Source organism: Geomonas oryzisoli (assembly GCF_018986915.1).
In the GTDB taxonomy this organism is placed as follows: Bacteria; Desulfobacterota; Desulfuromonadia; order Geobacterales; family Geobacteraceae; genus Geomonas; species Geomonas oryzisoli.
Window position 1 is genome coordinate 3116907 of sequence record NZ_CP076723.1, and the last position, 12310, is coordinate 3129216.

The 12310-nt window shown below is 61.3% G+C and carries 12 protein-coding genes; all 12 read right to left on the reverse strand.

Annotated features, from left to right (window positions below):
- Positions 1 to 99 precede the first annotated feature (99 nt).
- From KP004_RS13585 to KP004_RS13640, 12 genes are read right to left on the reverse strand one after another with little or no spacing between them, the layout of a single operon-like run.
- Positions 100 to 1434, reverse strand: a complete 1335-nt coding sequence (locus tag KP004_RS13585) for a S41 family peptidase (protein WP_216799062.1) — start codon at positions 1432 to 1434, stop codon at positions 100 to 102.
- Positions 1435 to 1468: 34 nt separating this feature from the next.
- The gene (locus KP004_RS13590) at positions 1469 to 2668 is read right to left on the reverse strand and encodes a murein hydrolase activator EnvC family protein (protein ID WP_216799063.1); all 1200 of its coding nucleotides are present in this window, start codon (positions 2666 to 2668) and stop codon (positions 1469 to 1471) included.
- A gap of 1 nt (position 2669) precedes the next feature.
- A complete protein-coding gene (gene ftsX, locus KP004_RS13595; protein WP_216799064.1) occupies positions 2670 to 3617 on the reverse strand; it encodes a permease-like cell division protein FtsX in 948 nt (315 codons plus the stop codon).
- Complete coding sequence (ftsE, locus tag KP004_RS13600) at positions 3604 to 4335, reverse strand: cell division ATP-binding protein FtsE (RefSeq protein WP_239026809.1); 732 nt, start codon at positions 4333 to 4335, stop codon at positions 3604 to 3606. Before ftsE ends, ftsX begins: the two co-directional genes overlap by 14 nt.
- Positions 4336 to 4354: 19 nt before the next feature.
- Entirely contained in the window at positions 4355 to 4768 is a 414-nt protein-coding gene (locus KP004_RS13605; RefSeq protein ID WP_216799065.1) for a type IV pilin protein, read from the reverse strand.
- Positions 4769 to 4773: 5 nt separating this feature from the next.
- Positions 4774 to 5268, reverse strand: a complete 495-nt coding sequence (locus tag KP004_RS13610) for a type II secretion system protein (protein ID WP_216799066.1) — start codon at positions 5266 to 5268, stop codon at positions 4774 to 4776.
- A 19-nt stretch (positions 5269 to 5287) separates the two neighbouring features.
- Positions 5288 to 7882: a secretin GspD/PilQ domain-containing protein gene (locus KP004_RS13615; RefSeq protein ID WP_216799067.1), complete on the reverse strand. Its 2595-nt coding sequence runs from the start codon at positions 7880 to 7882 to the stop codon at positions 5288 to 5290.
- Positions 7883 to 7893: 11 nt separating this feature from the next.
- Complete coding sequence (locus tag KP004_RS13620) at positions 7894 to 8571, reverse strand: type II secretion system protein PulP (protein WP_216799068.1); 678 nt, start codon at positions 8569 to 8571, stop codon at positions 7894 to 7896.
- Entirely contained in the window at positions 8568 to 9122 is a 555-nt protein-coding gene (pilO, locus tag KP004_RS13625) for a type 4a pilus biogenesis protein PilO (RefSeq protein ID WP_216799069.1), read from the reverse strand. The genes KP004_RS13620 and pilO overlap by 4 nt, the downstream gene beginning before the upstream one ends.
- On the reverse strand, positions 9119 to 9658 hold the full coding sequence (locus KP004_RS13630; RefSeq protein WP_216799070.1) for a PilN domain-containing protein: 540 nt from the start codon (positions 9656 to 9658) through the stop codon (positions 9119 to 9121). The genes pilO and KP004_RS13630 overlap by 4 nt, the downstream gene beginning before the upstream one ends.
- A 1-nt stretch (position 9659) precedes the next feature.
- On the reverse strand, positions 9660 to 10568 hold the full coding sequence (gene pilM / locus KP004_RS13635) for a type IV pilus biogenesis protein PilM (protein ID WP_239026810.1): 909 nt from the start codon (positions 10566 to 10568) through the stop codon (positions 9660 to 9662).
- Positions 10569 to 10583: 15 nt separating this feature from the next.
- Positions 10584 to 12305: a GspE/PulE family protein gene (locus KP004_RS13640; RefSeq protein ID WP_216799071.1), complete on the reverse strand. Its 1722-nt coding sequence runs from the start codon at positions 12303 to 12305 to the stop codon at positions 10584 to 10586.
- Positions 12306 to 12310: the final 5 nt, after the last annotated feature.

The window sequence follows — 12310 nt, forward strand, 5'->3', positions numbered from 1 at the left end:
AACGGAAAAGGGGTGGCCGCACGGCCACCCCTTTTCTTTACTGCTCGTTGTGTCTGACCTAAAGGGGACAGGCACCTGGCGGAGCCAGTCCCCCGCCTCTTAGGAGGGGAGTTTGCCCATGCTCTTCAGGATGTCCCACCCTTTGAGGAGATCGAGGGCGCGCAGCACCTGCGAGTCGTTCTTGATCATCTCGTCGGTCTTGTAGGGAGCAGGCTTCGCCTTCTTCTCGTCCTGGTCGTCCTTCTTGTCCCCTTCAAAATGGTTCTCCAGATCCTTCTCGCGGATGTGCATCCCTTCCTTCTTCTCGCTGCTGGCAGCCATCTCGACACGCTCGGCGACGATGTCCGGGGTGATCCCCTTGGCCTGGATGGAGCGGCCGCTCGGGGTGAAGTAGCGGGCGGTGGTGAGCCTGAGACCCGAGTTGTCGGAAAGCGGGATGATGGTCTGTACGCTCCCCTTGCCGAAGCTCTGGGTACCCATGATGACCGCGCGCTTGTGGTCCTGCAGGCAGCCGGCCACGATCTCGGAAGCCGAAGCGGAGCCGCTGTTGATCAGCACCACGATCGGGTACTCACTCTGCTTGTGGCTCTTCCTGGAGGTGAAGCGCATCTGGGAGTCCTTCTCGCGCCCCTCGGTGTACACGATCAGCTTCCCTTCGGGGACGAAGTGCTCGCAGACGCGGACCGCCTGATCGAGCAACCCGCCGGGGTCGTTCCTGAGGTCCAGCACCAGGCCCTTGAGCTGCTTCTTGTCGCCCTGCAGGGCCTGCAGCGCCTTCTCGAGATCGTCATCGGTCTTTTCCTGGAACTGTGCGATCCGGACGTAGCCGTAGCCGTCATCGAGGACCTTGTACTTCACGCTCTTGACCTGGATGATGTCGCGCTCCAGGACGAAGTCCTTGGTCTTATCGAACCCTTCACGCATGATGGTCAGGGTGACCTTGGTCCCCTTCACGCCGCGCATCCTCTTCACCGCGTCGGTGATGGTCAGGTCCTTGGTGAACTTGTCATCGATCTTGAGGATCTGGTCGCCCGCCTTGATCCCGGCCCGGAACGCCGGGGTGTCTTCGATCGGGGAGATGACGGTCAGGATACCTTCCTTGACGGTGATCTCGATGCCCAGGCCGCCGAAGGCGCCCTTGGTGTCGATCTTCATCTCCTTGTAGGTTTCGGGGGGCATGAAGGAGCTGTGCGGATCGAGCGAGGTGAGCATGCCGTTGATGGCGCCGTAGACGAGCTTCTTGGTGTCCACTTCTTCGACGTAGCTCTTCTTAACGATGGCGAGTACGTCGGTGAACAGCTCGATGGACTGGTAGTCGTTGCCACCGCCCTGGGCGGCGCATCTGCGTTGCACGCCGAACGCTATGACGAGCGTCAGCAGTGAAACGGTAGTGACAAACAGGGTTGTCTTCTTGAATTTGCTGCCCTTGAACATTTTGCCTCCCTGGATTTTTCTTGCGATACCCTGCTTATCTGAACCAGGGCGACGGATCTACCGGCTTTCCCTGATACCTAATCTCGAAATAGAGCATGGGCCCCTTCGTTGAGTCAACATCGCCCACGCTGGCAAGGACATCGTTTTTGGACACCTTGGAGCCGACCCTTTTAGCTATGGACGAGGCGTGGGCGTAGAGACTGAAGAACCCGTCGCCATGATCGACGATGATCATATTACCATAGCCTTTGAAATAGTCGGCAAAAATCACTTCTCCGTCATAGATCGCATGAATGGCACTGCCGGCGGGGGCTGCCACGGAGATCCCGTTACTGACAGTAAAGGAATCAAATTCGGGGTGCTTATGTCTTCCGAAGCGGTCGACAATGTTGCCGCGCACCGGCAGCGAGAGCCGCCCTTTCTGTGCACCCAGCCCCTGGTTCGGAACCGGGGTGGACTTGGCGGTCACGCCGGGACGGGCCGGTTCGGCTGCCTTGCCGGGACGAGCCTTTGAACTATACGCTTTTCTACTTTTCGCTTCAAGCCTTTGAATCATGCTCTGCAGACGGCTCGCGTTGGCCTGCAGCTCCTTCAGCGAAGCGAGGTAGCTCTGCTTGTCCTGGCGCACCTTGACCAGGTACGTGGCCTTGCGCGTTTTTTCCTGCTCGATCTCGCGTTTCTTCGCCTCGATGGAACGACGCAGCCCCTCTTTCTTGACCGCCTCCTGTTCCAGGCGCTCCTTGAGCCTGCTCAGCCGCTCCAGGTTGTCGTTGTACTGCTGGAACAGCTTCCTGTCGTTTTCGAGGATGCTGCGCATGTAGCGCAGATTCTCGCTCATCTGCGGAAAGGACTCCGAGGAGAAGAAGACGCGCAGGTTGCCGGTATCGCCCCCCTTGTAGAGCGCGGCGACGCGGCGGTTGATCTGCGCCTTCTTGCGCTCGGCCTCCTGCCGCTCGCGCTCGATGTCCTCGTGGGTCTGGTCGATCCCCTTCTCGACACCGGCCAGGTCGCGCCCCAAGGCGGTCAGGCTGGACTGCTTCTCGGCGAGCGACTTCTGGATCTGCACCAGCTCCCCCGAGACCTTGGTCTCCACCTTCTGGGTCTTGGTGATGAGCCGGTTCTTCTCCTTGATCTGCTTCTTGATGTTCTGCAGCTCCTCGTTGGCTCCGGCACGGCAAAGCGTGGGGGTCAGGAGGGCGAGGACGAGCAGGATTGTGGCGGTAAGCTGGCGCATGCTAGACGTTTATGAACCTCTTGAGCGAGGTCGCGCTGCCGACGAAGCCGAGCAGCACCCCTCCCAGGACCACCCCGGCCAGGTGGGTGGCGGGAAGGAAGGAGAGCCCGGCCGACGCCGGGTTGATGCCGAGGAAGTCGCCGGCGTTTTTCAGGAAGGCGAAGTAGCAGCCCAAAAGCGCCAGCAGCGAGATCACCGCTCCCGCGGCTCCCTGCACGATCCCCTCGATCAGGAAGGGGGCCTTGATGAAGAACCGGGTCGCACCTACCAGACCCAGCAGCTCCAGTTCGTCCTTCCTGGCGTAGATGGTGAGTTTGATGGTGTTGGAGACGATGAAGAGCACGGTGATGGTCAAAAAGCTCCCCAACAGCGCACCCATGAGCCGGAACAGGTTCATGAACGAGTTGAAGCGCTTCACCCACTCCTCGCCGTACTGCACCTCGGTGATCCCCTGGATCTGCTTCAGCTTCTTGACGTAGGCGGCCACCGCGTCGGTGTCGCGGTGACTGCGGTCGAGTTTGATCTCCAGTGAGGCAGGGAGCACCTCAGGCCTGATCCCCTCCAGAAGCGATTCCTGCCCCTTCAGGCGGCTCCTCAACCGCTTCTCGGCCTCGGCCTGCCCCACGAAGACGACCTTCGAGGTTCCCGGGATGGCCTGCACCCTCCCCTTCAGCGCGGCTACCGCGAGCGGCGCCGGTTCCTGGTCGAAATAGGCGGTCACCTGCACCTTGTCGCTCCACCCGTTCGCCATCCCTTCCAGGTTCACGTAGACCAGCAGAAACAGCGAGGCGATCAAAAGCGCCAACGCGATGGTCCCGACGGTGACGGCACTGACGAAGACGTTCTGCCGCAGGTTGGCAAAGGCGCGGCTGGTGAAATAGGAGAACCTGCCGAAGAAACCTTCCTGCTCGAGCTTGGGGCGGACCGCTCCCTTGTTAGCCTTGGACATCGGTCACCTCCTCAAGGGGACAGGCACCTGCGGAGCCAGTCCCCCCTCCGACCAGAAAACCAGGCGTTTCCACGATGGACCCTTTGTCGAGCCTGATCACCCTGCGGTGGGAGTTCTCGATCACGCGGCGGTCGTGGGTCGCCACCACCACCGTGGTGCCGCGGATATTGGCCTCCTTGAAGATGGAAAGGATCGCCTCCTTGTTCTCGTCGTCCAGGTTGCCGGTGGGCTCGTCGGCCACCAGGATCTTGGGGTCGTTCACCAGGGCGCGCGCCAGCGCCACGCGCTGCTGCTCGCCGCCGGAAAGACGCAGGGGAGTGGCGTTGATCTTATCCTCGATCCCCATCCGTTTGAGGATGTGATAGACCTTCTTGCCGATGTCGCGCTTGCCCCACCCAAGCACCTCCAGGGTGATGGCCACGTTCTCCAACACGGTCCGGTTCGGAAGCAGCTTGTAGTCCTGGAATACCACCCCGATGGAGCGGCGCAGCAGGGGGACCTGCGAGCGGGAAAGCCGGGTCAGGTTGACGCCGTCGATCAGCACCTGTCCCCGGGTGGGGGTCAGGTCGGCGTAGATCAGCTTAAGGAGCGTCGACTTCCCCGCCCCCGACTGCCCGGTCAAAAAAACAAAATCCCCTTTGGGGATCTTGAGGTTTATGTCGGACAGCGCGCTCGACTCCGGCTGGTACGACATGAAAACGTTATGCATTTGAATCATCGGTCTGTAGGCCTCGTAACTACCATTCGTTGTACGGCTTGCCGTCGCTGCCGACCAGCGTGGAACCGCTATGCACGTCGTAGACCCCGCCTCCCCCCCCCTCGGAAGGGGTATCGGTGGCGGGAGGCGCGGTGATTACCCAGCTGTCCTTGGACCTGGTGAAGGGGTCCTTGGGAATCTCCCTCAGGTACTTGTTCTTGTTGTCGACCAGTTCCTGCAGCGTCTCGGGGTACTTGCCCTGATCCGCATAGTACTGATCGATGGTGGAGCGCATGGTGTAAAGGTCTTCCCGCAGCACCGCCTCACGCGCCCTAATGATGCCCCACTGGTAATTGGGAGCGCTGATCGCCGCCAGAATGCCGATGATGGTAACCACTATCATCAGTTCTATGAGCGTAAAGCCTCGCTGACTTTTAACTATCCTCTTCAACATGAGGTTCACCAGTCCTTGTATTTCGTACCGTCTATGGCGACGCCTTCGCTCAGGGAATGAACGTCGAAAACGTCCTCGCCTCCCCACTTGGTGCTGTCGAACTCGTCGGCATGGGAGCGCAGCCCCCACCCGGTATCGTCATCCCCTTCGCCCTTGAAGAAGGGATCCTTGGGAATGCGCCGCAGAAACTTTTTCTTTTCCTTGACCAGCCCGCCGAAGTCGTCCCCTTCCACCAGCAGGCTCAACTTTTTGGGGTAACCGGTGGCATTCAGCACCTGCACGGTTTTCTGGTCCGCCTGCGACTTGTCATAGTTTTTCTTGTACTCGTCTATGGCGGTCCTGATCTCGCGCAGGTTCCTTCTCAGCTCGATTTCCTTGGTCCGCTTGGAAGCCAGCTGGGCCGACGGAACGATCAGCGAGGCGAGCAAGGTGAGGATGACCATGGTCACCACCATCTCGATCAGGCTGAGGCCCCGGTTATTTTTAAGGATCTTCCACATCGCCGCGACAGCCCGTGGGCTACTTTACCTCCACAACCGACTTGAACGGGGTCACGGCGATCTGCCCTCCCCCTTTTTGCGTGAAGCTGGTGTTGGAGAAGGAGAGCGGGGTGCTCCCCTGGCCGATGGCCTTGAAGGTCACCTGGGCCAGGACACCGTTGCCGGTGCTTCCTTCGGTCTTGCTGCCGGACATCCAGATCTCGCCCTTCTTCTTGTCTGCGAAGGATTGGAAGGTGGAGGGCTTGCTCGTCTCCTTGAGAAGCGTCCCTTCGGTCTGTGCCACTGCCTCCAGGATAGTGGGATCGTAGCTCAGCACGAACACGGCCTTCTCGAGATCTTTCATGCCCGAGGCGTTGATCTGTACGCTGAACTGGTCATTGAGCTTAACCGAAGAAGGGAGGCTCAACGCCAGCAGGGCCTTCTCAAGCGGGACCGGCGAGATCGCAGGCTTGGGCGCCGTGTTGGCCGCGGCAGCAGCGGCTGCAGCGGCTGCGTTTGCAGCAGCCCCCTGCTCGGCGGCGGTTGCAGCAGGCGCCTCTGCCCCGGGCTCAGCCGGAACCTCGACGGTGGTTTCGTCCTCCGCGGCGGTGGCCGGGGCCGCGGCGCCCGGTGCGATCACAGCCTCAGTACCAGGAGCGGCAGCGCCAGGAACGCCAGGAACGCCAGGAACGGCGGGAACGGCGGGGGCAGCGGGGGCTGCCGGTGCCGGGGTGGCCTTTTTAGCCGGGGCCGCCTTTGCGGGCGCAGCCTTGGCCGGAGCGGCATCGGCAAACTCGGGCTCGATGAAGGACTGGTACGGCTTGTTGGTGGAGGGTTCGTCCTCGCGACCGGACCAGAAGGCCGCGACGTCGTTGTCGGGAACCGTCACGCCACGCACGATCCTCGGGGTGATGGCCAGCAACAGCTCGCTCTTGTCGTTGGACCTGCCCGTGTTGGAGAAGAGGTTCCCGAGCACGGGGATGTCGCCCAGCAGGAATATTTTCTTCTTGCTGTCGGTATCGTTTTTCTGCATCAGGCCGCCGATGATGCTGGTCTCGCCGTCTTTCAGGGACAGGACGGTATCGAGGTTCCTGGTCCCGATGGTGACCACGGTGGTGGCCTGGTCGCTGCCGACCTTCTCGCGCCCGAGGATGGAGCTCACCTCGAGGCCGAGCTTGATGGAGACCTCGTTGTTCAGCTGGATGGTCGGCTCGGCGTTCACCTTCACACCGACGTCGACATACTGAACGTTGACGCTGGTGCCGGTGGAGGTGGACGAGGTGGTGGTGATCGGCACCCTGGTACCAACGTTGAACTTGGCCTTCTCGCGGTTCTTCACCCTGATTTTTGGGTTGGACAGCGTTTCGCCGTTGGAGAGGGTCTTGCCGAAGTTGAAGGTGGCATTGGGTACCGTGAGGTAGCCGTTGTACCCCTTCATCCTGAAGACGTTGAGCAGGTTGCTGACGTCGGCGACCGTGGTGGTGGTACCCGTCGTGGTCGACGTAGTCGTGGTGGTGCTCAGGGCATCGGAGAGGAACTTACCCTGGGGCCCGGTCACGCCGAGGGAGGCGGCATAGCTGGACAGGGCAAGACCGAAGGTTTCGGTACCCGCCTTGGAAAGCTCGAACACCTCGACATCGAGAAGCACCTCGGCGTCGGGGACGTCGTTGGCCTCGAGGATCTTGCGGGCGACCTCCACCACCTCCGGCGTGTCGCGGATCACGAGGGCGTTGGCCTCCTCGTTCACGTAGATCTTCTTAACCTGGAGCATGGTGCGCACGAGGTTTACCGCCTTCTTGGCGTCGAGCTTGTTCAGGTAGAAAGTCTGGACGAAGAGCTCCTCGTACTGTTTGATCTTGTCGGGGGTCTTGGGATAGATGATGATGGTGCTCTCGTTCAGCACCTTTTTGTCCAACTTCTGCATCCCGGTCAGCAGTTCCATGGCCTGCTGGAAACTGCCGTTTTCCAGGTGCAGTGAAACGTTGACGTCCTTCACGCCGTCGTCGAAGACGAAATTGATGCCGGAGAGCTGGGTCAGGATGTTGAAGATGTCCTTGAGCTTCGCGTCCTTGAACTTGAGGGTGATCGGCTTGGTGGACTTCAGGTTCAGTTCGAAGCCGTCCAGCTTCTGCTTCTTCCCGGCCAGGATGCGGTCCAGCCCCTCCTTGGCGGCCTTGTTGCCCGGCTCGAACTGGAGCACGTGCTGGTACGAGGTCATCGCCTCGCGCAGCTTGTGGTCCCTCTCGAAATCCGCACCCTCCTGGAGATAGGTCTGGGCGTTTCTCAGCTTGATGGTCTGGTCCGCGCGCGTCTTCGCCTCGATATAGGTCGGATCCATGGCGTAGGCGGTCTGGAACTCCCTGAGGGCTTCGTCGTAATTCTTCTTCTCGAAGAAGGCCTCACCCTTTTTGAAATGCACCTTGCCGGCGGCCTGGGTCACGTTGAGAAGCTTTACCCGGTACTCCCCTACCTCCGGGTGCTTGGCGGCGACTTCGGCATACTTGACCAGCGCGGCGTCCAGGTCCCCCTCGCGCTCGAGCTGCTCTGCCTTGCTGAAAGCGGTGCGGCCACCGGCACAGCCGGAAAGGGCCACGGTCAGCAGCATCAGGGTTGAGATCGATCTTAGTCTATGCATGAAGTTGCTCCTTAAGGCCTGGGACTGGGGCTGTGGCTCAGGCTGGGACGGCGGATGCTGAGCGCCCTGTTCTCTACCAGCGGAATCACAAGTTGCCGGTCGCTCTGCAGCGACTTGATGGTGATGGCATCATCGGTCACGTTGGAGACCTGGAACCTCGGCCCCACCTGGCCTCCCTTCTTGGCGAGGAAGATCTCGCCGCCCTTGGAGAGGAACACCGTCTTCTCCGTCCCTTTCTTCAGAAAGCCGATGAACACGAACTTGCCCAATTCGGCGTCATCCAACTGCTCCTGGGTCGGCGGCGGAGGAGGAGGAGGCGGCTCCGGCGGCGGTGCCACCGGCAGCGCGGAGGGCAACGGAGGGAGCTTCTTCGGCGGCGGCGGTGGCGGCGGCAGCTTGAGAGACGAGAGCTTCTCCTCATCTCTGAAGATGGGAGAGAAGATATTGCGCCTGAAGCCGCTGGATCCTGGCTGCTCGCGCCGCAGCAGATCCAGGTGCAGAGCTCCGCCGGTAGCGGTTGCCGCTTTTTGGGGGGCGCCCGGCTGCTTTCTGAGCACAGTCGCCTTGGCGCCCGGCTGGTTCTTGAGGGTGGCTACCTGCTGCTGCCTCGGTGTGCGCACGACAGCGTACACGATCGCCCCGACAAGGACGATGAGCAGCAGGAAAAGCGCTAGTTTCTGGCGATTCATGCCCCCTCCGTCAGGTAGACCGTGGTCTGTATTCTAAGATTTACCTTTTCCTCGGTTACGCTGCTGTTGCTCAGCGAGATGGACTCTACGATCAGCATTTCCCGGTAACGCGCCAAGTCCGCAAGAAAGCTCTTTACTGATGCGTACTTGCCGGTGACGTTAAAGGAGATGCCGTAAGTCACCATCTGATTGCCTTTGCCCTTCTCCTTGCTCGGCCTGTAGTTGATCCCCGACAGGACCAGGGAGTTGGTCTTGGCCGTGCCGTAAATCCGGCTCAGCAGCGCGGCCAACTCCTTCTTGGGAAGCAGGTGCTTGCGAAACTCGTCCAGATCGCGCATCCCCTGCTGGTACTTCGTGGCGTCAGCCTGCGTCTCGCCACGGGCCAGGGCGTCGCGCTTGGTGAACCAGGCCTGCTGGACATTTGCCAGCTCCGGCCTCTGATAGGTTGAGATGTACGCCTCAATCCCAAGGGCAAGCAGCGCCAGGAAAGCGATAAATGTGAAGGACTTGCGCCGCGCCGCGATCATGTCGAGTAGCATCTGGTAGCTCATCGGTTACTGACCTTACAGGAGAGTGTGAAACCGTAGCCTTGCTGGGTTTTCCCCACCTTGCGGTCGCTTTGGCCCAACAGGTACACCTCAGAGAAATTCGGCGAACGCTCCATGTTCTCCAAAAAGGAGCGCAGGTTCTCGAAGGTCAGTGCCACGCCGCCCAGCGACACGACCTGGGGGTCCTTCGCTGACGGCTCCACCTGGGTAAGGGCCACCCCGGCGGGGACCACGAGTTCCAGCTTGTCCAGCAGCGACAGCCAGTTCACCGCTTTGCGGTCGATAAGGGCATTGGCGAAGGCAATGTTCGCATCCAAAGCCCTCATCTGCTCGACCGGGATCGGAGCGGCACCGGCAGGACCGCGACTCGCCGCGGCGCTCTGGCTCTTGATCTTGTTGATCTCGACCTGGTTGGTGGCCAGTTCGCGGACCAGGTACACCAGGACCAGCGCCAGGATAGCGAAAGAAGCGGCCAGGATGGTGTTGAGCTGGCGCAGGTTTACGTAGCGCCTGGTAGCCAGGTTGATGGTCAGTTTCATATCACAGGCTCCTCAGCGCGGCGCCCACCGCACCGGCCAGCGCGTGCAGTCCGGGCCGGTCCAGTCCCAGGGTGGAGCCCTGCCGCAGCATGCGCTCCAGGTCGAGCAGCACCGGCTCAAGCCCGCTGGCTTCCGCCACCAGTGCGCGGAAGGACTCGGCATCGCCAGGGGCGGCGGCGCAGAATACCTCGCTGACGCTCTGGCCGGGGGCCTGGTCCTTGTAGACCAGGAAGGAGCTGTTGACCTCGCGGAACAGGTGCTGCACGTCCCCCACCCCCTCCTTGGTCCGGTAGAAGCTGAGTACTCCGCCGCTGAAGACAAGCACCGTCATGGCCCCCTGGTAGAAGCAGACGAAAGCGCCGTCCTCGGAGAGTTCCAGCCTCGGGGAGAAGAGACGGTAGAGGTTGAATGAGGTGAAGTCGATCAGCTTGGGCTCCAGCCCCGCCTCGAGGATGAGCTCCTCGTACTGTTGCACCACGGGACGGGAGATGATGGAGACCAGCAGGGAAACGGCTCCGTTTTGCTTTTCCTCCAGGGTCTGGTAGTCCAGATGGACCGCGCTGATGTCGAAGGGGAGGCTCTTTTTGAGCTTCCAGCGGATCACGTCCATCCCCTCCTCGCGGTTCTTGAAGCGTGCCTCCAGCTCGAGGAGCACCACGCGTCCCACCGCATCGGGCAGCGACACGCAGACAGCACGTTCCTTGGTCAAAAGACGCAGGTGGGCTTCTTTGAGGGCGGCGACGAATCCCTTGGCATCGGCGATGTTTGGGTCGCGGCGCGACAGGCTCAGCATGCCCGGCGCAAACGGCAGCGACAGTCCCGCCTCGACGAGCGGGGTCTTGCCGCCGCTTACCACGGCGAAGCTGAACCCGGCGGCTGAGAGTTCCAGCCCAAGACTTTTCCCGGACATTAGCATATCTGGCACCTACTCCACAAAGGTGACACGGTTGATCTCCTTGATTGTCGTCTCACCGGCGAGCACCTTGGCCACGGCCGATTCCCTGAGGAACATGGTCCCCGCGGCCTTGGCGGCCTTTTTCAGGGCGGCGATGGGGGCCTTGGAGATGATCAGCTCGCGGATCTCGTCGTTGAGATCGAGGAGTTCCACGATGGCGGACCTGCCCCGGTAGCCGGTGCCGTTGCAGTCGTCACAGCCGCGGGCCTCGTACAGGGTGAGGCCGCGGGTCCGCTCCGGGTCTATGGCAGACTCGCGCAGCTCATCGTCGGAAACGGTGACCGCCTTCTTGCAGGAAGGGCAGATCTTGCGCACCAGGCGCTGCGCCATGACGCAGTTGAGGCAGGCGACGAAGTTGTAGGGATCGATCCCCATGTGGGTGAAGCGCCCGATCACGTCGAAGACGTTGTTGGCGTGCACGGTGGTGAACACCAGGTGACCGGTCAGCGCCGACTGCACGGCGATCTGGGCTGTTTCCGAGTCACGGATCTCGCCGACCATGATCTTGTCCGGGTCGTGACGAAGCACGGAGCGCAGGCCGCGGGCGAAGGTAAGCCCCTTCTTCTCGTTGACCGGGATCTGCGTGATGCCGGAGAGGACGTACTCGACCGGGTCCTCGATGGTGATGATCTTTTCGAGCCCGGTGTGGATCTCGGTGAGCGCGCCGTAGAGCGTGGTGGTCTTGCCGGAGCCGGTGGGGCCGGTGACCAGCACCATGCCGTAGGGTTCCTTGATCATCTTCCTGAAGCGCTTGATCTCGTGGGAGGCCATGCCGAGCGTCTCCAGGGTGAGCCCCCTGAGGTCGCTGGCAATGCTCTCCTTGTCCAGAATACGGATGACCGCGTCCTCGCCGAAGGCGCTTGGCATGATGGATACGCGGAAGTCGATGGACTTGGCGCCGATCCTGACCTTGAACCGGCCGTCCTGCGGGATGCGCCGCTCCGAGATGTCCAGCTCGCTCATGACCTTCAGCCTGGAGATGAGCGGCCCCTGGAAGTGGTTGTCGATGGGGTCGGTCGCCTTGTAGAGCACGCCGTCGATACGGTACTTGATGATTACCCCTTCCTGCGCCGTCTCGATATGGATATCGGAGGCGCGCCGGGTGAGGGCATCCAGGATGGTGGAGTTGACCAGCTTGATGATGGGACTGGTGTCGGCGGAGACGTTCTCGACGGAGAGGATCTCCTCACCTTTCTCGGTCTCGGTCACCAGTTGCAGCATGAAGTCTTCCGAGACTTCCTTGAGCACGCGGCTGGTCCCCTCGCCCCGCTTGAGAAGCTGGGAGATCTCTGATTCGGCCGCGACCTTGAAGGTGAGGGGCCGCTCCAGGAGCAAAGAGATCTCGTCGAGTTGCAGCACCGCGGTGGGGTCGGCAATGGCGACCACCAGGAGGTCACCCAGCAGTTCCAGGGGCACGAAGTGGTACCGGAACATCACCTCGGGGGGGACCACGTTGAACAGCGACTCGTCCGGGCGCGCGCCCTTGAGGTCGACGAACTCCATGCTGAACTGCTGCGCCAGGGCCTGCGCCAGCACCATGTCATTGATCAGCCCGTCGGCGATACAGATGGCGCCCAGGCGCTCTTTGGTGCTCTGTTGCTTGTCCAGTGCATAGGCGAGCTGGTCGTTGGTCAGCTCACCCTGTTCCAGGAGGATGTCGCCCAGCCTTTGTCTTTTGAACGGCTTCAGCATGTTCC

Excerpts from the sequence above, each read along its gene's own strand:
- KP004_RS13605 (WP_216799065.1), bottom strand. The coding sequence starts at position 4,768 with ATGTTGAAGAGGATAGTTAAAAGTCAGCGAGGCTTTACGCTCATAGAA.
- pilO (WP_216799069.1), bottom strand. The coding sequence starts at position 9,122 with ATGAGCTACCAGATGCTACTCGACATGATCGCGGCGCGGCGCAAGTCC.
- KP004_RS13590 (WP_216799063.1), bottom strand. The coding sequence starts at position 2,668 with ATGCGCCAGCTTACCGCCACAATCCTGCTCGTCCTCGCCCTCCTGACC.
- KP004_RS13620 (WP_216799068.1), bottom strand. The coding sequence starts at position 8,571 with ATGAATCGCCAGAAACTAGCGCTTTTCCTGCTGCTCATCGTCCTTGTC.
- KP004_RS13610 (WP_216799066.1), bottom strand. The coding sequence starts at position 5,268 with ATGTGGAAGATCCTTAAAAATAACCGGGGCCTCAGCCTGATCGAGATG.
- KP004_RS13585 (WP_216799062.1), bottom strand. The coding sequence starts at position 1,434 with ATGTTCAAGGGCAGCAAATTCAAGAAGACAACCCTGTTTGTCACTACC.
- KP004_RS13640 (WP_216799071.1), bottom strand. The coding sequence starts at position 12,305 with ATGCTGAAGCCGTTCAAAAGACAAAGGCTGGGCGACATCCTCCTGGAA.
- KP004_RS13630 (WP_216799070.1), bottom strand. The coding sequence starts at position 9,658 with ATGAAACTGACCATCAACCTGGCTACCAGGCGCTACGTAAACCTGCGC.
- KP004_RS13615 (WP_216799067.1), bottom strand. The coding sequence starts at position 7,882 with ATGCATAGACTAAGATCGATCTCAACCCTGATGCTGCTGACCGTGGCC.
- pilM (WP_239026810.1), bottom strand. The coding sequence starts at position 10,568 with ATGTCCGGGAAAAGTCTTGGGCTGGAACTCTCAGCCGCCGGGTTCAGC.
- ftsE (WP_239026809.1), bottom strand. The coding sequence starts at position 4,335 with ATGATTCAAATGCATAACGTTTTCATGTCGTACCAGCCGGAGTCGAGC.
- ftsX (WP_216799064.1), bottom strand. The coding sequence starts at position 3,617 with ATGTCCAAGGCTAACAAGGGAGCGGTCCGCCCCAAGCTCGAGCAGGAA.